The organism is Bacillus sp. PS237, from assembly GCF_037963345.1.
Classification (GTDB): Bacteria; Bacillota; Bacilli; order Bacillales; family Bacillaceae; genus Bacillus; species Bacillus subtilis.
Map to the genome: position 1 here is coordinate 1,368,280 of NZ_CP150156.1, position 17,405 is coordinate 1,385,684.

The 17,405-nt window shown below is 43.0% G+C and carries 21 protein-coding genes and 2 riboswitches; of the genes, 14 read left to right on the forward strand and 7 right to left on the reverse strand.

Annotation, left to right across the window (positions count from 1 at the left end):
• The first annotated feature begins 107 nt into the window (after window positions 1–107).
• Window positions 108–941, forward strand: a complete 834-nt coding sequence (gene rsbRB / locus NST22_RS07165) for an RsbT co-antagonist RsbRB (RefSeq protein WP_003232560.1) — start codon at window positions 108–110, stop codon at window positions 939–941.
• 30 nt (window positions 942–971) lie between these two features.
• Here the strand turns inward: rsbRB and thiX are convergent, their stop codons facing one another.
• The 4 genes from thiX to thiU are packed head-to-tail and all read right to left on the reverse strand — an operon-like array spanning window position 972 to window position 4,544.
• The gene (gene thiX, locus NST22_RS07170) at window positions 972–1,736 is read right to left on the reverse strand and encodes an HMP/thiamine ABC transporter permease ThiX (protein ID WP_003245037.1); all 765 of its coding nucleotides are present in this window, start codon (window positions 1,734–1,736) and stop codon (window positions 972–974) included.
• On the reverse strand, window positions 1,711–3,354 hold the full coding sequence (locus NST22_RS07175) for an ABC transporter ATP-binding protein (protein WP_003245821.1): 1,644 nt from the start codon (window positions 3,352–3,354) through the stop codon (window positions 1,711–1,713). The genes thiX and NST22_RS07175 overlap by 26 nt, the downstream gene beginning before the upstream one ends.
• Entirely contained in the window at window positions 3,341–3,940 is a 600-nt protein-coding gene (locus NST22_RS07180; RefSeq protein ID WP_003232554.1) for an ECF transporter S component, read from the reverse strand. The genes NST22_RS07175 and NST22_RS07180 overlap by 14 nt, the downstream gene beginning before the upstream one ends.
• A 1-nt stretch (window position 3,941) precedes the next feature.
• The gene (thiU, locus tag NST22_RS07185) at window positions 3,942–4,544 is read right to left on the reverse strand and encodes an HMP/thiamine ABC transporter substrate-binding protein ThiU (protein WP_003244962.1); all 603 of its coding nucleotides are present in this window, start codon (window positions 4,542–4,544) and stop codon (window positions 3,942–3,944) included.
• A gap of 96 nt (window positions 4,545–4,640) precedes the next feature.
• Window positions 4,641–4,753, reverse strand: a riboswitch (TPP riboswitch).
• Window positions 4,754–4,854: 101 nt separating this feature from the next.
• On the opposite strand from thiU, the gene ykoG reads away from it, so the two are divergent.
• The 7 genes from ykoG to mgtE all read left to right on the forward strand — a co-directional run bounded on the left by ykoG (window position 4,855) and on the right by mgtE (window position 10,270).
• Window positions 4,855–5,541 (forward strand): two-component system response regulator YkoG, encoded by a 687-nt coding sequence (gene ykoG / locus NST22_RS07190; protein ID WP_003232551.1) that lies wholly within the window; start codon window positions 4,855–4,857, stop codon window positions 5,539–5,541.
• Between the two features lie 3 nt (window positions 5,542–5,544).
• Window positions 5,545–6,909: a two-component system sensor histidine kinase YkoH gene (gene ykoH, locus NST22_RS07195; RefSeq protein ID WP_003245526.1), complete on the forward strand. Its 1,365-nt coding sequence runs from the start codon at window positions 5,545–5,547 to the stop codon at window positions 6,907–6,909.
• Window positions 6,906–7,586, forward strand: coding sequence for a PepSY domain-containing protein (locus NST22_RS07200; RefSeq protein ID WP_003244905.1), 681 nt, complete (start codon window positions 6,906–6,908; stop codon window positions 7,584–7,586). Before ykoH ends, NST22_RS07200 begins: the two co-directional genes overlap by 4 nt.
• Window positions 7,587–7,677: 91 nt before the next feature.
• A complete protein-coding gene (locus NST22_RS07205; RefSeq protein ID WP_003232544.1) occupies window positions 7,678–8,190 on the forward strand; it encodes a PepSY domain-containing protein in 513 nt (170 codons plus the stop codon).
• 82 nt (window positions 8,191–8,272) lie between these two features.
• Window positions 8,273–8,410, forward strand: a complete 138-nt coding sequence (locus NST22_RS07210; RefSeq protein ID WP_003218541.1) for a transcriptional regulator SplA domain-containing protein — start codon at window positions 8,273–8,275, stop codon at window positions 8,408–8,410.
• Between the two features lie 107 nt (window positions 8,411–8,517).
• Window positions 8,518–8,683: riboswitch (M-box (ykoK) riboswitch) on the forward strand.
• A gap of 91 nt (window positions 8,684–8,774) precedes the next feature.
• Window positions 8,775–8,897: a hypothetical protein gene (locus tag NST22_RS07215; RefSeq protein ID WP_009967087.1), complete on the forward strand. Its 123-nt coding sequence runs from the start codon at window positions 8,775–8,777 to the stop codon at window positions 8,895–8,897.
• 17 nt (window positions 8,898–8,914) lie between these two features.
• On the forward strand, window positions 8,915–10,270 hold the full coding sequence (mgtE, locus tag NST22_RS07220; protein WP_003232543.1) for a magnesium transporter: 1,356 nt from the start codon (window positions 8,915–8,917) through the stop codon (window positions 10,268–10,270).
• A 42-nt stretch (window positions 10,271–10,312) separates the two neighbouring features.
• Here mgtE and tnrA read toward each other — a convergent pair whose 3' ends face one another.
• On the reverse strand, window positions 10,313–10,645 hold the full coding sequence (gene tnrA / locus NST22_RS07225; RefSeq protein ID WP_003232541.1) for a MerR family transcriptional regulator TnrA: 333 nt from the start codon (window positions 10,643–10,645) through the stop codon (window positions 10,313–10,315).
• A gap of 194 nt (window positions 10,646–10,839) precedes the next feature.
• Here tnrA and NST22_RS07230 point away from each other — a divergent pair, with 194 nt between their 5' ends.
• The 3 genes from NST22_RS07230 to NST22_RS07240 all read left to right on the forward strand — a co-directional run bounded on the left by NST22_RS07230 (window position 10,840) and on the right by NST22_RS07240 (window position 11,862).
• The gene (locus NST22_RS07230; RefSeq protein ID WP_003232538.1) at window positions 10,840–10,995 is read left to right on the forward strand and encodes a hypothetical protein; all 156 of its coding nucleotides are present in this window, start codon (window positions 10,840–10,842) and stop codon (window positions 10,993–10,995) included.
• An 87-nt stretch (window positions 10,996–11,082) separates the two neighbouring features.
• Window positions 11,083–11,265 carry a stress response protein YkoL gene (gene ykoL, locus NST22_RS07235; RefSeq protein ID WP_003245766.1) on the forward strand — a complete coding sequence of 61 codons (183 nt, stop codon included), beginning with the start codon at window positions 11,083–11,085 and terminating at the stop codon, window positions 11,263–11,265.
• A 132-nt stretch (window positions 11,266–11,397) separates the two neighbouring features.
• The gene (locus tag NST22_RS07240) at window positions 11,398–11,862 is read left to right on the forward strand and encodes a MarR family transcriptional regulator (RefSeq protein WP_003232536.1); all 465 of its coding nucleotides are present in this window, start codon (window positions 11,398–11,400) and stop codon (window positions 11,860–11,862) included.
• Between the two features lie 14 nt (window positions 11,863–11,876).
• On the opposite strand, the gene NST22_RS07245 is transcribed toward NST22_RS07240, so the two are convergent.
• Window positions 11,877–12,998 (reverse strand): glycosyl transferase, encoded by a 1,122-nt coding sequence (locus tag NST22_RS07245; RefSeq protein ID WP_003245161.1) that lies wholly within the window; start codon window positions 12,996–12,998, stop codon window positions 11,877–11,879.
• A 91-nt stretch (window positions 12,999–13,089) separates the two neighbouring features.
• On the opposite strand from NST22_RS07245, the gene NST22_RS07250 reads away from it, so the two are divergent.
• A complete protein-coding gene (locus NST22_RS07250) occupies window positions 13,090–13,641 on the forward strand; it encodes a hypothetical protein (RefSeq protein WP_003245777.1) in 552 nt (183 codons plus the stop codon).
• Window positions 13,642–13,668: 27 nt separating this feature from the next.
• On the opposite strand, the gene NST22_RS07255 is transcribed toward NST22_RS07250, so the two are convergent.
• Window positions 13,669–14,481, reverse strand: coding sequence for a metallophosphoesterase (locus tag NST22_RS07255; RefSeq protein ID WP_003245342.1), 813 nt, complete (start codon window positions 14,479–14,481; stop codon window positions 13,669–13,671).
• Window positions 14,482–14,673: 192 nt separating this feature from the next.
• Between NST22_RS07255 and NST22_RS07260 the strand changes: the two genes are divergently transcribed.
• Together NST22_RS07260 and NST22_RS07265 are read left to right on the forward strand one after the other, a co-directional pair.
• Complete coding sequence (locus NST22_RS07260; protein ID WP_003245165.1) at window positions 14,674–16,368, forward strand: DUF6044 family protein; 1,695 nt, start codon at window positions 14,674–14,676, stop codon at window positions 16,366–16,368.
• A gap of 12 nt (window positions 16,369–16,380) precedes the next feature.
• Window positions 16,381–17,394: a glycosyltransferase family 2 protein gene (locus NST22_RS07265; protein WP_003245533.1), complete on the forward strand. Its 1,014-nt coding sequence runs from the start codon at window positions 16,381–16,383 to the stop codon at window positions 17,392–17,394.
• Window positions 17,395–17,405 lie beyond the last annotated feature (11 nt).

Consider the following 17,405-nt stretch of genomic DNA (forward strand, 5'->3'; position numbering starts at 1 on the left):
CACACCAAAGAATTAGTAATCTTCAAAATATTGGATGGCTTCAACATGTATGACTGGGATTCAACTGTAAGTCAAGTTATAATAGTGTTGGGGAAAGGAGCAGTGTCATGAAACTGAATGAAAAATTATATGCATTTTTTTCAGAGCATGTGGAACAAATGGCCGAGGAATGGATTGAAACGATGGAGGAAAGTGATCCGAATTCGCTTTACGCCCTACATAATGCAACAGTAACGGAAGAATTGAAAGAGCAGGACAGAGAATTTTACCGGCATCTGAATTACATGTATGTTTTACCGGAAAAACAATTTCTCGAAGAGTTTCAAGAGTGGGTCATTGAGCTGACCAACGATCAAAAACATCTCGACACACCGGTTCAGTATGTCATTCGGGAGTTTATGAGAAACAGGAGATTATATACGAAGTATTTTGAGAAGTTCGCAGAAGAAAATGAATCAGCGTTTGAACCGGGAGAGAAGCAAAAATGGGCAGATTTGATTGTAAAAGTATTTGATTTCACCATTTATACATTCGTTGATCACGCTGAAATGAATGCCAAGCAGCAATTAAACGCCCAAAGAGAAATGATATTGGAATTAAGCTCACCTGTCATTACCCTGAGCAAATCAACAGCTCTGCTGCCGCTTGTCGGTGACATTGATACCGAACGGGCGAAGTTTATTCTGGAAAACACGCTTCAAGCTTGTGCGAAAAGACGTGTGGAGCATCTGTTAATCGATCTGTCAGGTGTTGTTGTGGTGGATACGATGGTGGCGCACCAGATCTTTAAATTGATTGAGGCGCTTAATCTGATCGGTGTCCGGTCAACCCTGTCAGGAATCAGGCCTGAAATTGCGCAAACTGCTGTACAGCTGGGGATTGACTTTTCGAATATTACTATTAAAACCAACCTTGCCCAAGCATTAAACTATCATCAATAAAAAAATCCGCTATCTGTGATAGCGGATTTTTTATGATGCGAAACATAAAGATACGAGAAAGGATCCCGCGAATAATAAGAGGACGAGGCAAAAGAACACCCAGTCGCGCCGGTTCACGCTCAATGTCCTGTAGTATGTCCGGTTTCTGCTTCCTGTAAATCCTTTCGATTCCATCGCAAGCGCTGTCCGTTCCGCTTTTCTGATGGCGCTTGCCAATAGCGGTATGGTATATCGTTTTAACGCACTGATTTTATTAATGATGCCGCTCTCCGCCGCTCCTCCTCTGATTTTATGAGCCTGCTGAATCAGCTGGACCTCATCCTTTAACAGCGGAAGAAAGCGAAAGCCTGCAATGACACCGTACGCGAGCTTTGGTGAGAGCCTGCACTGCTGGACAAGGCTCAGCATAAATAGAATCGGATCGGTTGTAAAAACAAACATCATCGATAAGGCGGAAAAGCATAAAATACGAAACCCGAGAGAGATGCCGACAGACACATTATCGCTGTTAATGGAGATAGGGCCTGCTTGAAACAAAAAATTATCCGGTGTTGTCGGCACTTTTCCAAAAACTGCGGCTGTCCACACGCATCCGAATGCTAAAATCAAAAACGGAATCGTAAACAACAACCATTTTTTCAATGGGATTCCGGCCGCCAGTAAAACGCCCGCAACGATGATGATATAAAAACATGCCGGAGTGTAAGGGTTGTAAATAAACGACAGCATGACGACACAACAAAAAACCGCCGCCGCTTTCACAGTCGGATTAATGAGATGTAACGGTTGCTTCATCACGCACCTCCTCTTGAAATGCCATCCATTCATATAGAAGGGGAAGGGTGAGCTTTGCTTTTTGAACAAGCCCTGTTTCTTGAGAAAACAACTGCGCTGGAGATCCGTCAAAGGCCAGGCCTGTATCGTGAAGCACAAGCACGCTGTCAGCATACGAAGAGACTAGCTCCATATCGTGTGTAATCATAAGGACAGCAGTTCCCTCTGCCTTGATACGTTGAATCATTTCCATGCATTCAGCCGCCGTGCGGGCATCCTGGCCAAAGGTTGGTTCGTCTAATAATAAAACCTTTACGTCATGCATGAGCATAGTAGCTACGCTCAGTCGCCGTTTTTGCCCTTGGCTGATCGCAAACGGATGATGATCAGCCAAATGCGCAAGACCAAAACGCTGCAGCAGGTGTTGCGCTTTTTTCTCAGTTTCAGCATTTGCTTTCTGGCCGAACAGAAGCTCGTCATACACCGTATCGGTGACGAATTGATGCTCAGGGTTTTGAAAAACAAATCCCATCCGTTTACGCAATTCTTTTTCTTTATATTTCTGCAGCGGCTGATCATAGAGAAGGATTTTGCCGCTTTGCGGTTTCATGAGACTGGCCAGAACTGATAGGAGCGTCGATTTTCCAGTTCCGTTCGGACCGACAAGCGCCGTTAAAGAGCCTTCGCGCAACGAAAAGCTGATGTCTTTGAAAATCGCCTGCTGTCCTCTCGCGAACGAAAGGCTGCTGACTTCAAGCACACTCTCCCCAGAAGGGGCTTTCTTCTTTTTGACATGCCCGGCAGGAATAGGCTCTTTGAACAGCATCTCTTTTGATAAAGTAAACGGCATACTCAGCTTTTCCTGCAGATGACAGACCTTTGGAATGGCGATGCCCAATTTCTTTAGTGTCTCCGCTTCATGCTGAAATAGATTTTTCGTCAGGCCATCCAGTGCCTTTTTGCCTGATTTGTCGAGTACGATCGTTCTCTCAATCCAAGGCGCCCATTCATCAAGCTGGTGCTCAATGACGAGGAGGCTGAAACCTTTTTCCCGCTGAAGATCCTTCATCAGATGAACGAACTCCCGAGCTGAGAAAGGGTCTAAAAGAGAGGTCGGCTCATCTAAAATAATAAGCTCAGGCTCCATCGCCAAAATACAGGCGAGAGCCACTTTCTGCTTTTGTCCTCCTGAAAGGGTTGAGATCATTTTTTCTTTTAAATGGGTAATGCGTAATTTTTCTAATACGGCGTTGATTTTCTCTGTCATTTCTTCTTTTGGAATTTGCAGATTTTCCAGCCCGAACGCTATTTCGTCCTCCACCGTCAGCATGCAGAACTGCTGATCAGGATCCTGAAAAACGACCCCGGCATGCTGAGTAATCGTTTCGGAGGTTTCAGCATCTGTGACCGGCTTTTGAAATAGAAATACATGTCCGGACTGAATGCCGTCGCAAGCCTCCGGATATAGACCGTTTAAACAAAGGGCGAGCGAGCTTTTACCGCATCCGCTCGGTCCTAATAATAAAACACATTCTCCTTTTTGAAGCTCAAACGAAATGTCTTGAAAAACCGGTTTCTCGTCTTCTTCATAAGAGAAGCTGAGCTGCTCAACCGTCAGAAGCTCATCAAAGGCTTGCATGTTCTGACGCCCGCTTCCGTTTCTTTTTCAGTTCCTTTCCGAGTGCCATTCCGTTTAACACACCTGTATAAGCGAGAGAGTCGCTGACAGCTTTTCCGAGAAGCCCCGCCAAAAGCGCGCCGGAAATGAGGCGGATCACAAGCATAATGAGCAGATAACCTGGTGAATAGGCTGCATAGCCAGAAACAAAGAGATCATAGATAAAGCTGGCTACTGAAGACCCCATACCGGCCAGCATAAGGACAGGGAGAGAGTATGCTTTCCAGCGTGTTGCAAGAAATACAGCCTCAGCCCCGAGCCCTTGAACAATGCCAATGACGATGACCATCGGGCCAGACGGATTTCCCAGCAGGCACTCAACGAGAGCGGCAATGATTTCAGAAACGAGCGCCGCACCCGGTTTTCGAATCATGTACGCGGCGATCACAGAAACGATAAACCAAATGCCGTAAATTGGTTCATAGGCGATTGGCCCAAACATACCTGCAAGTACGTTTCCGAAATGTGTAAATAATAAATAAACAACGGCAAATACGATACTGATAACGGACATGATGACAATTTCTTTTACTTTCCAGCTTTTCATGTTATCCCTGCTTTCTGTTTTTTCTTGATGGACTGTTAGCCGAAAGATTCACAGTCATGGTGATGTGGTTTGTTTGCTGCTCAGCCATGCGGAAAACGGCCTCCAATGTGCTGAATACGTCATGCGCATCCCCGTCAAGCTCGCTCGCGTAATGGACACCCTGTACGAAAGTGCCTTGGGCTTTTGCAATGTCGACAGCCTCCATAATCAATCCCATATAATCCGGCTCATTCATTGGATAAAGGGCAAATTGGCACGGCGCTTCCGCCTTCAAGCCTCGGACAGCATCTTCATTGACACGCTTATCACCTTTGGAAAGATATGTATCCCCCTGTGTGTCACCCGGGCATCCAATGGAAAACGTGCCGTTCATGACGATGTGTTGTTCGCTGTTTGCTGCATGAAGGTAAATGGCTTTTGCAGCATCGAATACATGATCAATCGATCCGCGTAACACCGTGCTGATATGGTCGGTTTTCGTCCAAACCTTGGATGTATCTGTTTTTTTCAGCGCAGACTTGATCACACTGATAAAATCATCCGTCATCGGATATAAAGAGAAGCGAAAACCGGCGATTCTGCTTGTACCGCAAATATGCTCCATTTCTCCGACCTCCTGTTTTTTTGGTAAAATAAAAAACTGCATATCCTAAGGGAATATGCAGTCATAGATCGATTAAGCGCACAAAAAAATACACCATTCGGTCAACCTGCACTTCCCCACGCTGGTATTATCCAGATCGGGTCATAAGGGATCAAAGCGCGTTTCTTCCGCGCTTTATCTCAGCCAAAACAGCACCCCTAGTGCTTTCCGTATACAATTTTTTATTTTGACATCATAATAGATGATAAGAATCATTTTGTAAACAACGAAATCATTTTTTTCATATAGGGACGGGAGAGGATGGTCAAATTTGGAAAAAGGACACATATTAATTGTGGAAGATGAAGAAAAAATCGCCAGGGTTCTTCAGCTTGAATTGGAATATGAAGGATACAGCGTCACGATCAAACACAATGGCACAGAAGGTCTTGATGCGGCAGCGGAAGGCGGGTATTCCTTGGTGCTTCTTGATGTCATGCTTCCGGGGCTTAGCGGACTGGAAGTGCTGCGCCGCTTGAGAAAAACGGATTCGCAGACACCGGTCATATTATTAACGGCGCGAGACAGTATTCCTGATAAGGTAACAGGTCTGGACATCGGTGCAAATGACTATGTCACCAAGCCGTTTGAAATCGAGGAATTGCTTGCGAGAATCAGGGCGGCGCTGCGGCAAAATGGAACAAAAACTGAAGATATCGGCACCTTTCTTACATATGACGATTTGCGGGTGAACGAAAAAACCCGTGAAGTGAGACGCGGAGACAAAGAGGTGGAATTAACGCCGCGGGAATTTGATCTGCTCGTCTATATGCTAAAGCATCCGCAGCAAGTGCTGACACGGGAGCAAATTCTAAGCTCAGTATGGGGATTTGATTATATCGGTGATACAAATGTCGTGGACGTCTACATAAGATACATCAGAAAAAAACTGGACTATCCTTACGAAAAACAGCTGATCCATACGATTCGCGGGGTCGGCTATGCCATTAAGGGGTAAACGATGAAGCTGAAGACCAAGATTCATCTATACACTTCGATATCACTGTTGATTTTATTAATTTTGGTTCATACCGCAGTATATCTCATTTTTTCGTCTGCGCTGACATCAAAGGATGCGGCCCGGCTTGCTGATGAGACGGATAACATTGCCGAAGCGCTGCGTGCCGCTGAAACAGAAGGAGTGGCTTTGCAGGATATGCTGCAGGCCTATCTTCCGGCAAATGGCATGGTGCGTGTAGTGAATGGTGATCAAAAAGCCGTTATGACGATCACAAAAGAAAAAGCCTATAAAGATTTTCCTCTCTCTTTTCATAGCGGCGAAACGGCAGATGTGAGGAAACCTGACGGCAAGCTGTTTGCCGAGGCTGCTGTTCCGGTGATTTGGACCGATGGACAAGTCGTGTCTCTTCAGCTGGTTGAAAGACTGGAGAACACAGAAGAGAGTCTGTTTCTGCTGAAAATCATCTTAATCGCTGCAAGTGCTGCTGTCTGCATTGCTTCTTTTTTTGCAGGCAGCTTGCTAGCCCGCCGAATCATCAATCCGATCAGACGATTAATGATCACAATGAAAGACATACAGCGAGACAAAGAATTTAAAACGATTTCTTTAGAAGGACAGTCCAACGATGAATTGTATCAAATGGGGCTGACATTTAATGAAATGGCAATGATGCTGAAGGAGCACTATGATAAACAGCAGCAATTTGTTCAAGATGCTTCACACGAATTGAAAACCCCGCTCACTATTATAGAAAGCTACAGCAGCCTGATGAAGCGGTGGGGTGCAAAAAAGCCGGAGGTGCTTGAGGAGTCGATAGAAGCCATTCACTCAGAAGCGGTGCATATGAAAAAACTGACCAATCAGCTTTTGGCGCTGGCCAAAAGCCATCAAGGACTCGAGGTTGATCTGAAAACAATCGATCTGATTAAAGCGGCGCGCGCGGTTATGCAAACGCTCCAGTCCGTTTATCAGCGTGACATATTGCTTGAAACAGATAAAGAGAGCCTGCTTGTAAAGGCAGATGAAGAACGCATCAAGCAGCTGTTGACCATTTTGCTTGATAATGCAATAAAGTATAGTGAAAAGCCTATTGAGATGTCAGCCGGAACGAGGAATGGACGGCCATTTCTATCAGTGAGGGATGAAGGCATCGGAATACCTGAGGAGCATATCCCGCATTTGTTCGAACGGTTCTACCGGGCAGATGAGGCACGAAACAGAAAAACAGGCGGAACAGGTTTAGGCCTTTCCATTGCCAAGCAAATCGCTGATGAGCATGGCATTGAGCTGTCTGTCAAAAGCAAGCCGGGACAAGGAACAGCTGTCACCATGCAATTCAGCGAACAGAATGGGGGAGGCCGATGACTAAAACAATAAAAACAGTATCTTTTGCTGCAGCAGCCATTTTAGTTGTCATCATCTGTACGTTTCTCATCATTCGGCAAACCCATGAGAACGTATTGTCAAAGGAGACTGTCGTAAAAAAAGTCGAAGCCTCTTATGAAGGCAAGGTCACGAAAGCAACACAATCAAAGGATAAAAAAACATATGATATAACCCTTGAAAATCCAAAGGGAACTTACTTTGTAAAAGCAGACGCAATATCGGCTGACATTCTTTCAATGAATAGAGTAAAAGCAGTGAATCCATCTGCCATGACAGAAAAAGAAGCCGAGCATCTCGCGCTTGAGCGGGTGCCGGGAACGGTCAAAAAACAAACACGGCAAAGTCAAGTTGCCACTTATACCATACAAAAAGAAGACGGGAAAACATACGAAGTGAAGGTAGACATGCAGGCAAAAACAGTCTTGTCTGCCGATCAAATCAGCAGCAAAGATCAACAAAAAACGCCGATTACGAAAAAAGAAGCCAAAACAATTGCAGAGCGAAAAACGGGCGGAACAGCGGATGACGCAGATCTCGAAGAAAGTGAGGGCACTCTCATCTTTGAAGTAGACGTTGATCTTCCTGATAATAAGGAAGCGACAGTGAAAATCAATGCCTACACAGGAAAGGTAGCTAACATTGTGTATGAAGACTGACGGTTTCTCATCAAATTCTCATCTTGCTCTCGTTTTCCTTTCATGTTGAGTATGTAAACTGTACTCATACAAAACAAAGGAGGGCTCACAAATGCTCAAGAAAAAATGGATGGTCGGTCTTTTAGCAGGGTGCCTAGCGGCCGGAGGATTCAGCTACAACGCGTTTGCCACAGAAAACAATGAAAACAGACAGGCTTCTTCTAAGACGGATGCACTCACTGAACAAGAAGCAGAAGCAATTGCTAAAACAGTTGTTGACGGCACAGTAGAAGACATTGACAGAGACCTTTACAACGGCAAAGAAGTCTATGAAGTGGAGATTGAAAAAGAAGGTGAAGACTACGACGTTTATGTAGATATTCATACAAAACAAGCGCTTAATGACCCGTTAAAGGAGAAAGCAGAACAAGTCGCCATAACCAAAGAAGAAGCTGAAGAAATTGCTTTAAAGCAAACAGGTGGAACCGTAACAGAAAGTAAGCTTGACGAAGATGACGGTGCTTACATCTATGAAATGGAAATCCAAACGAAGCAAGGAACTGAGACAGAATTTGAAATTTCCGCAAAAGATGGACGCATTATCAAACAGGAGATAGATGACTAATCAAAACCCCCGCTGCAGCGGGGGTTTTTCATGATAAGAAACCTTCTTTTGGACAATCTAAGTAGAAAAGGAGGCGAAACGCATGGAAAAGAAAGAGGAGCAATACATCAATCAGGCTGAATATGTCCCTCATCCGACGAAGGAAGGAGAGTATGCCTTATTTCTTCATGAAACGTATCATTTGCTTTCTGAAGATGACGAGACACAAACAACAGAATAAGGGCTTAGGCCCTTGTTTTGTTCCGTAATTGTGATGTAAGCGCATTTATTACTTTTTTGAGTTGACATAGCTTGTTTTTTTCTGTAATCTCAGTGTGTCAATTCAATTAGGAACTTCGTTAGGTGAGGCTCCTGTATGGAGATACGCTGCTGCCCAAAAATGTCCAAAGACGCCAATGGGTCAACAGAAATCATCGACATAAGGTGATTTTTAATGCAGCTGGATGCTTGTCCTATGCCATACAGTGCTAAAGCTCTACGATTGAAGGCGCCCGCACGCTTTTTTTGCCGTGCTTCTTTCACCTTCAATCCCGAAGGCTTTTTTTATGCCTTTAAAACGAAACCAATCAAAGGAGGTGCGGAGTATGGATTCTCCCCATTCGAGTCAATCTGAAGAAGTACCCATATACTATGACAGCAAGACAATTGATTACACGATGAGGAGACGAACTGCCGCACCTTCTGGCGAGGCCGGCACGTCTCCGTAGAGGAGGTACGAGTCCCGATGGTTCAAAACATGACCTATGACGAACTCATTTTACGCATCATTATTTTACTGCGAGACGGGAAAATCAGGGATTTTAGAAGTGTTATTGATGAGCTTCAGCCCTATGACATGGCATTTATTTTTAAAGAAATGCCGGAAAAACATCGCGCCCGCTATTTATCTTATTTAACTGTAGACGATATCACTGATATGATCGGGGAGCTGGAACGCGAATTTCAGCTTGTCGTCTTAAATAAAGTCGGAAAAACAAAAGCAACACTGGCGATGAACAAAATGGACAACGATGACCTCGCTCAATTGCTTGAAGAAATGGACGAAGAACTGAAGGAACAGCTTTTATCCAGCATGGAAGCGTCAGAATCAAAAGCTGTACAGCTCTTGATGAATTACCCGGCTGATTCAGCGGGACGCATGATGACAAACCGGTATGTGTGGATCCCTCAGCATTACACGGTAAAAGACGCGGTCGTCAAACTGAAAAGCTTCGCTGAAATAGCTGAATCGATCAACTACTTATATGTTATTAATGAAAGCAAACAGCTGGTTGGGGTTCTTTCCTACCGCGATTTGATTCTGGGTGAACCTGAAGAAAAGGTGCAGGATTTAATGTTTACCCGCGTCATATCAGCAGATGCTCTTCAGGACCAGGAAGAAGTTGCCCGCCTGATAGAACGTTACGATTTTTTGGCAATACCGGTTGTAGAAGAAAACAACGTGCTTGTCGGCATTGTGACGGTTGATGATATTATCGACGTTGTTATTCGGGAAGCTGATGAGGATTACGAAAAATTTGCCGCTTCCGGTAAAGACATCACCTTTGACACAAAAGCTTACGTGGCGGCATACCGGCGTCTGCCATGGCTGATTTTACTCTTATTTATCGGACTGATTTCAGGAAGCATTATCAGCTATTTTGAAGACGCGCTGAAGCAGGTTGTCGCGCTTGCGTTTTTCATGCCGATGGTGTCAGGGATGACAGGAAATACGGGAACACAATCTCTTGCGGTTGTCATCAGAGGTTTGTCTAAAGAAGAAATGAACAAAAAAACGATTGTGCGCCTGATCTTCCGGGAGTTCAGAACAAGCATTTTTATCGGAGCGGTTTGTTCTGTGCTGATTGCGATTGTTTCTATCATATGGCAGGGGAATGCGCTTTTGGGATTTGTTGTCGCCTCTTCACTGTTCTTAACCTTAATCATCGGCACGATGTCAGGAACGATTATCCCTATTATTTTGCACAAACTGAAAGTAGACCCGGCGATTGCTTCTGGACCGCTGATTACAACGTTAAACGATATTTTATCTTTATTAATCTACTTTGGCATTGCCACTGCATTCATTCACTCATTATAAACGTAAAAAGTCCGTCTCAACTGCGAGCCGGACTTTTATTATTTAACGGTTTTTGTACCGAAAGTGAGCATTAAGCTGCCCCTCCAGCATTTTTTTCCGCACTTGCGGATCGTTTTTTAACATCTGTTCTTTTTTGCGCATATCCTTTAAAATCTCTGCCGTCTGTACGCCGTCTTCACGCTTATTGGCGATATCCATCAGCCGCTCCACATCGGCAAAGGAGTATTTTCTTGTCCCCCTTGAAGAACGCTGCGGGTAAATGAGCTTTCGTTCCTCATAATACCTGATCTGTCTTACGGACAATCCTGTCAATTCACTCACAATTCCGATTGAAATCACTTTTTTGTCTTTATAAGAATGATCTTCTGTGGTCATTTTTCCACCCCTGGATGTCTTTTGATAATAGTATATAAAAAACAAAGAGAAAAAACCTGACGCTTGTCATATTTTCTAACATCAAATAGAAGATTTTTGAAAAAATACGGAAGAAAAATTAACAAGAATAATGCGTAACACCCAAGCGCGTTTTATCCTTTATGTAACGAATCAAACGAGGAGGAAGGATAATCATGGAGGAAGAAAAAGCAGTCTCACTGGCAAAAGAAATTATAGAGTTGGATATCAAGCGTGATGAAATGCTGGAGACGTTTATGCAGCTTGCCGGAGAACAGGCTTTTCAATTATTAAGATCGGTTCAAAACGGACAATACCGAAAATCTTCGTAAACATAAATTCTTTACATTAGATTCATACCACGTTCATTTAAAAAGAGTATCTTTTGTATAGGATACCTCAAAATGAAGGAGGACGCTATGAGTAATTTATTGAAATCCGCTTTAGAAAAAGAACGACGCCATTATTCTGAAAAACTCTATCAGATAGGGGTTTATAATAAAGAGGTCATGAACAAAATGACGATTTCTGAGCTTCGGAAAGAATACGCTTATTTCTTTCGAAGCATTACAAATCATAAAAATTATCCTTATACAAGATAATGTATAAGGATTTTTTTGCTTTTAGAAGGAATTTCTCGAATTATAGCGAATACGTATAGTAAGGGACTGAACTCTTATTATATGTAAGGGTTTTCATTATTTTTTTATAAAAATCCTATATACGAGGTAGATATGATGAGATTATCGTTTAACGAAGAAGAAGTTGAGCGTGCGATGAATTTGTACAGAGTTTTTGCAAGGGCTTTCAAAAGTGTGTCCGAACATAGTATCCGTGATAGCAAAGAGCACGGTTTTAATCCCACTGAATTTGCTGTACTGGAACTCCTGTACACAAGAGGCCCGCAAAAATTACAGCAAATTGGGTCGAGACTTCTGCTTGTAAGCGGAAACGTCACATATGTTATTGACAAACTAGAAAGAAACGGGTTTTTAGTAAGGGAGCAGGACCCGAAAGATAAACGCTCTGTTTACGCACATTTAACTGACAAGGGAAATGAGTATTTGGATAAAATTTATCCGATTCATGCACTGCGTATTGCGAGAGCGTTTTCAGGTCTTTCGCCTGATGAACAGGACCAGCTGATCGTCCTGCTCAAGAAAGCAGGCATACACAGCCAGCATTTGCTGTTTCGTTAACTATTCTACACTCTCTATTTCAGGAGAGTGTTTTTTTGTTTCCATATGATTCTTTTTAAAACATCTTTAATCTTCCTATCAGACATTTCGCCAAGGTATCCATTGACGTGTTTTTTATACTCCTTCATCTGTTCGTTCGATTGAAAAAATGCCGCGATATACTCTTCTGCTTTCTGCATGTCCCAGTTTCTCATATCTGTGACGAGTTTCCTTTCATGTAGAAGGTTTAAATTCATTTCCTCCTGTCCCGGCAGTGCATGATAAATAAATACCGGAAGCCGTTTCTGTAAGCATTCACTGATGGTCACGCCTCCGGGTTTAGTCATGATGCCTGTCGCCTGTTCGTACAAACGGTTCATCTCTGCTTTGCTGTGAAGGTAAGGAATCGCCTCAATCAAGGGGTGGTGTAAACTTTTGACATAGGAGTAGAGCTTTTCGTTTCTGCCGCATAATATTTTGTATAAGATCTTTCCGCCTGGCGACAGTTCCTGCACCCATTTTAAAATCCCACCGACCCCCATACTGCCCCCTGTGATGATGATGGTATATGGCGGGTGGTGCTGCAAGGTATCTGCTGATTCCATTTCAAAATTTTGGTGAACTGGAATGCCGGTCAAGTATATGTTGTTCTGATCGATACCCTCTGATATTAGCTGCTTCTTTACTTCCGTGCTCGGAACAAAATGGTAATCAATGTTCTTCCGTCCCCATAATTGATTCACGAAAAAATCAGTGTATACATTCACAACCGTCAGATTCGGATATTCAGGCTTTAGTCGGTTCAGCAGATAAGAAGGCAGCGCATGTGTGCAGAAGGCGATATCAGGCTGTTTTTCTTGGAGGATGTGCCTCATTTGCTGTGTGAACAGCCATTCGTACATGAAATAGCGTTTGTCATGCTGAAATTCTCCGCAGGCGAGGAGCCTGTAAATGCCGCTGTACGTTTTCGGGAAATATTGAATCCATTTTAAATAAGCCACGGAGGACAATTTTTCTAACCGCCTATACGAATGTGAAAAGATATCAATCTTTTCAGCTGCCAGCCCTTGAGACTCTAATTCAGCCTGCAATGCATCAGCCACATGATGATGGCCGGTGGAAATGCTTAAAAAAGGAAAAATGAGAATGTTTTTCATGACAGTCCTCCTAAAAAAATATGGCAACTATATTTTGAGGAGAACGTTCACAAAATATAAGGGTGTTTTTGATCATAAGGAAGGTGAAAAGATGAAAACTTGTTTCCTTTCCATATGGAGAGTGGTTGATCCGATTTATTTCTTTTTTTCAAGGCTAAGCTTGATTGACAACGATCAAAAAAGCGTTTTTCGAGTCAGGCTGACGAAGTACAAAGGACATCATGTCGTGCTTAGCGACGGAACGCATATAAGAAAAAATGATGTGCTCGTTAAAATCCACCTGCATAACATAAAGCTGATCAGGGAGCTGCAAAGCATTGAGAGCGCAGTCAGAAAGGGAATCATTATTTATCAGAAAGTATATCAATCGATGCCGCTTCTTCTTGACTATATCAACAATCATAAAAAAAGCGAGAAAATCAAAGGAATCATTGGGATTACAATGCTTGACAAAGGTGTGGAAAGGCTCGGCTTTGATGTGATCACCCCGGTGAACCCTTTTTACAGATGCTTTAAAAAAGTGTCTCATGTGCCGATTTTATATTTGACTTCAAAGCCTGTGAGCTTGCGGCATTTACCGAATTCATCCTATTTGTTTATCTCAAAAGAAAAGCTGCAGAAAACCTATCAAAAAAAAGACTGATGCCTCGGTCAGCACAGTCTTTTTTGATTAAATCTGATGAAATGTCACTTCAGGGCGGCTTCCGACACGGATATTTACGCCGGTTTGTCCCAAGCCCTCGCTGATATAAAATGGTTTATCGTGATGATAATGAAGGCCTTTAATCATGTTCATTCGCACGAGCTTTCCCATTTTCACCAAATGATACGGTTTTGGCCAGTGAATTTGCCCGCCGTGAAAATGCCCTGACAGCAGGTAATCATAATGAACATCTTTCATATCCAGAATAATATTTGGGTCATGTGTTAAGACAAGATGATAGCCATTTTCCAGACTTTGATAAGAGCCGGTGATATTACTCCGATTCGTACTGTAATCATCAATGCCGATAATATTGACTGGTCCTGCAGCCGTCTCGATTCGAACATGTTCATTTTGCAGCGTGATACAGCCGTTTTCCTCTAAAACTCGCTTCAATCTCTGAAAGTCCTCTTCTTTCAATACATAATCGTGGTTACCGAACACCGCGTACATTCCATATGCAGGCTTTAGCTTTTGCAAGGCGTTCAAGTAACCTGCCAGTTTCGGAATATTACGTTTCCGATCAAGAAAATCCCCGGTAAGAGCAATGATGTCCACAGGCTGATCTTTTGTTAAATGATACAGCTCCTCAGGTGAGACTGAAATGTTTTCCAAGTGAAGATCAGATAAATGAAGGATATTTAATTTTTTTCTGGCTGGAAGGCCGTCTTTTTGGTCGATTGAAATGGTGTTGACTTTCACATCTTTTGTATTGCGGTTCGCTTTATATAGAAATGGCACAAATACGAGTATGGCCAATGAAAGTAAGATTGTAAACAAAATATATCCCCTCCCTTCTATCAGTATAGTAAGTGATCAAGCCCTATGGATAGCGGGAATTAATGGGTAGAGACAGGTTGAAAAACGGATTGTCATATGATGAATGATTTGGAAGGGAAAAGGGATAATAAATTTTGACACATGAGGCAGAACATGCCGACGGAGTCAGAATAACAAATGGATGTGTAAGCAATGTTACGATTGATGAGACAACAAAAAAAAGAAACATATTATCTCTGGATCGCATTATTTCTTCTTTTATTGTATGTATCCCCGCTTTTTATTTTAAAGGAAGATGCCCATATCCGGGTCCACGATAATTTAGATTCCAACATCGCTTGGTACAAGGTTCTGGCCGATAGCGGAGAAATCGTCGGCAAGGTTGACGCTGCCATTCCGCAAATCATTAACGGGCTGCCCCGGGATGCCTTTGGCACCGAGTGGAGCGGAATTGTTTGGCTCCATGCTTTCTTTTCTTCCATGACCGCCTATGCAATAAGCCAGACGGTTACAAGAGTTGTCGCTTTTTTTGGAATGTATGTGCTGCTGAAGAAACATATAATCCCGGAACCAAAAGCGGCTTTCATCCGAATTGGCGTATCGCTTGCATTTGCCTTAACACCGTTCTGGCCTTCGGGAATGCTGAGTACGCTTGGGTACCCTTTGGCACTGTGGGCTTTTTTAAATATCCGAAAAGGGGATATCTCATGGAGAGAGTGGCTGACGCTGGGCTTGCTCCCTCTATACTCAAGCTTTGTTCTAGGCTTCTTCTTTTTCCTGGCAGGGATGGCGTGTTTTTGGCTGTATGATGCCATTACAAAAAGAAGATGGAATTTGATGTTCTTAGGCAGTATTGCATTTATGACGAGTATCTATCTTTTCGTTGAATATCGGCTTGTCTATTCGATGCTGTTTGAGCACGCACCGATGCATCGTATCGAATTTATCTCATCTAGGCATGACGTTTGGCATTCTCTTCGACTATCCATAAAAAACTTTGTCTATGGCCATAATCATGTGATGACCGTTCATACCGTTGTCATCCTTCCGATCCTGATGGTCGTATTTGCTGCTCTGCTGTTCAAACGAAATCGGACAAAGCCAGAAAATGTTTATCTGTTTTTATGTGTGCTTAATTACGGGTTGTCATTATGGTATGCGTTTTGGTTCAACAAAATTTGGGCTGTTCCAAAGCAGAAATTTGCTTTTTTAGCAGAATTTAATTTTGCCCGTTTTCATTTTCTTCGGCCGCTTGTTATATACGTGAGCTTTGCGCTTGCTTTATATCTCATTTGGCGGATGGGGAAAGGATGGAAATGGCTTGTGTACGCCGCAGTCGCTGCACAGCTGATGGTGTTGGCGCCTTTTAATGAAGAATATACGTATGGTGTTCATTACAACGCGCCGACATTCAGGGAGTTTTATGCATCAGAGCAATTCAAAGAGATTAAGGAATATATCGGACGTCCGCAAGATTCGTATAGGGTGGCGAGCATCGGACTGCATCCGTCTATCGCCCAATATAACGGGTTTTATACGTTAGATACGTATAACAATCTGTATCCGCTCTCATATAAATATGAATTTAGAAAAATCATCGAAAAAGAGCTGGAAAAAAATTCTCGGCTGAAACAATACTTTGATGAATGGGGCAGCCGCTGCTACCTTTTTGTCGATGAACTCGGTAAACGATATGATTTCAAAAAGAACTCGAAGAAAACGATCAACAACCTTCAATTAAATACAGATGTATTTAAAAAAATGGGTGGACGGTACATTTTTTCTTCAGTTCCGATCATGAATGCTGAACAAAACCATCTCGCGCTCGTAAAGACGTTTGACCATAAAGATTCCGCCTGGCGCATTTATTTATATGAAACAAGATAAGGAGGATATCGATTGAAACAGTCACAGCCAGTATTAACCATCGTCGTCCCGTGTTTCAATGAAGAGGAAGTGTTTCAAGAAACAAGCCATCAGCTGACAGAGGTTGTAGATGATTTAATTGAAGAAAAATTAATTGCTGAAGACAGTAAAATTCTGTTTGTCGATGATGGCAGCAAAGACCGCACTTGGGCTTTGATTGCTATGGAGAGCATAAGAAACAAGAAGGTTACCGGCTTAAAATTAGCCTGCAATGTCGGCCACCAAAAAGCGCTTTTAGCCGGATTGCATAAAGCGAAGAATAGGTCAGACTGCGTCATTTCGATCGATGCTGATCTTCAGGACGACATCTCTGTGATCCGGGATTTTATGCTGAAATATCATGAGGGCTGCGAGATCGTTTACGGTGTACGCCGGAGCAGAAAAACCGATACCTTTTTCAAGCGCACGACCGCGTTAGGGTTTTATCGTCTCATGAATAAACTTGGGATTAAATTAATTTATAATCATGCTGATTTTCGTTTAATGAATAAAAGGTCCCTTGAAGAGCTTGAGCGTTATCCGGAAGCGAATCTGTTTTTAAGAGGTATTGTCCCCATGATCGGCTTTAAATCGGCCGAAGTTTTGTATGACCGCAAGGAACGCTTTGCCGGCAAAACGAAATATCCGCTGAAAAAGATGCTATCCTTCGCTTTTAACGGGATTACTTCATTCAGTGTCGCACCAATTCGATTCTTTACGCTTTTAGGGTTTGTTTTGTTTTTCCTCAGCGCTGTGGCAGGGATTGGCGCGTTTATTCAAAAGCTGCTCGGCCATACGAATGCAGGCTGGGCGTCTCTTATCATATCCATTTGGTTTTTGGGCGGGCTGCAATTGATGGGAATTGGAATCATCGGAGAGTATATTGGAACGATTTTTTCTGAAGTGAAAAGACGGCCGAAATACGCGATTGATATTGATTTGTATAATGAACAGCTGAGCCCGCTTCAGCGCCAGGAAAAAGAGCGGTTAGAAAAAAAGTACAGTTAAACACGGAAAGA

What these genes read in the sequence shown, in the direction of transcription:
- rsbRB (WP_003232560.1), top strand. Translation starts at nt 108, where the DNA reads ATGAAACTGAATGAAAAATTATATGCATTTTTTTCAGAGCATGTGGAA.
- thiX (WP_003245037.1), bottom strand. Translation starts at nt 1,736, where the DNA reads ATGAAGCAACCGTTACATCTCATTAATCCGACTGTGAAAGCGGCGGCG.
- NST22_RS07175 (WP_003245821.1), bottom strand. Translation starts at nt 3,354, where the DNA reads ATGCAAGCCTTTGATGAGCTTCTGACGGTTGAGCAGCTCAGCTTCTCT.
- NST22_RS07180 (WP_003232554.1), bottom strand. Translation starts at nt 3,940, where the DNA reads ATGAAAAGCTGGAAAGTAAAAGAAATTGTCATCATGTCCGTTATCAGT.
- thiU (WP_003244962.1), bottom strand. Translation starts at nt 4,544, where the DNA reads ATGGAGCATATTTGCGGTACAAGCAGAATCGCCGGTTTTCGCTTCTCT.
- ykoH (WP_003245526.1), top strand. Translation starts at nt 5,545, where the DNA reads ATGAAGCTGAAGACCAAGATTCATCTATACACTTCGATATCACTGTTG.
- NST22_RS07200 (WP_003244905.1), top strand. Translation starts at nt 6,906, where the DNA reads ATGACTAAAACAATAAAAACAGTATCTTTTGCTGCAGCAGCCATTTTA.
- NST22_RS07205 (WP_003232544.1), top strand. Translation starts at nt 7,678, where the DNA reads ATGCTCAAGAAAAAATGGATGGTCGGTCTTTTAGCAGGGTGCCTAGCG.
- NST22_RS07210 (WP_003218541.1), top strand. Translation starts at nt 8,273, where the DNA reads ATGGAAAAGAAAGAGGAGCAATACATCAATCAGGCTGAATATGTCCCT.
- NST22_RS07215 (WP_009967087.1), top strand. Translation starts at nt 8,775, where the DNA reads ATGGATTCTCCCCATTCGAGTCAATCTGAAGAAGTACCCATATACTAT.
- mgtE (WP_003232543.1), top strand. Translation starts at nt 8,915, where the DNA reads ATGGTTCAAAACATGACCTATGACGAACTCATTTTACGCATCATTATT.
- tnrA (WP_003232541.1), bottom strand. Translation starts at nt 10,645, where the DNA reads ATGACCACAGAAGATCATTCTTATAAAGACAAAAAAGTGATTTCAATC.
- NST22_RS07230 (WP_003232538.1), top strand. Translation starts at nt 10,840, where the DNA reads ATGGAGGAAGAAAAAGCAGTCTCACTGGCAAAAGAAATTATAGAGTTG.
- ykoL (WP_003245766.1), top strand. Translation starts at nt 11,083, where the DNA reads ATGAGTAATTTATTGAAATCCGCTTTAGAAAAAGAACGACGCCATTAT.
- NST22_RS07240 (WP_003232536.1), top strand. Translation starts at nt 11,398, where the DNA reads ATGATGAGATTATCGTTTAACGAAGAAGAAGTTGAGCGTGCGATGAAT.
- NST22_RS07245 (WP_003245161.1), bottom strand. Translation starts at nt 12,998, where the DNA reads ATGAAAAACATTCTCATTTTTCCTTTTTTAAGCATTTCCACCGGCCAT.
- NST22_RS07250 (WP_003245777.1), top strand. Translation starts at nt 13,090, where the DNA reads ATGAAAACTTGTTTCCTTTCCATATGGAGAGTGGTTGATCCGATTTAT.
- NST22_RS07260 (WP_003245165.1), top strand. Translation starts at nt 14,674, where the DNA reads ATGTTACGATTGATGAGACAACAAAAAAAAGAAACATATTATCTCTGG.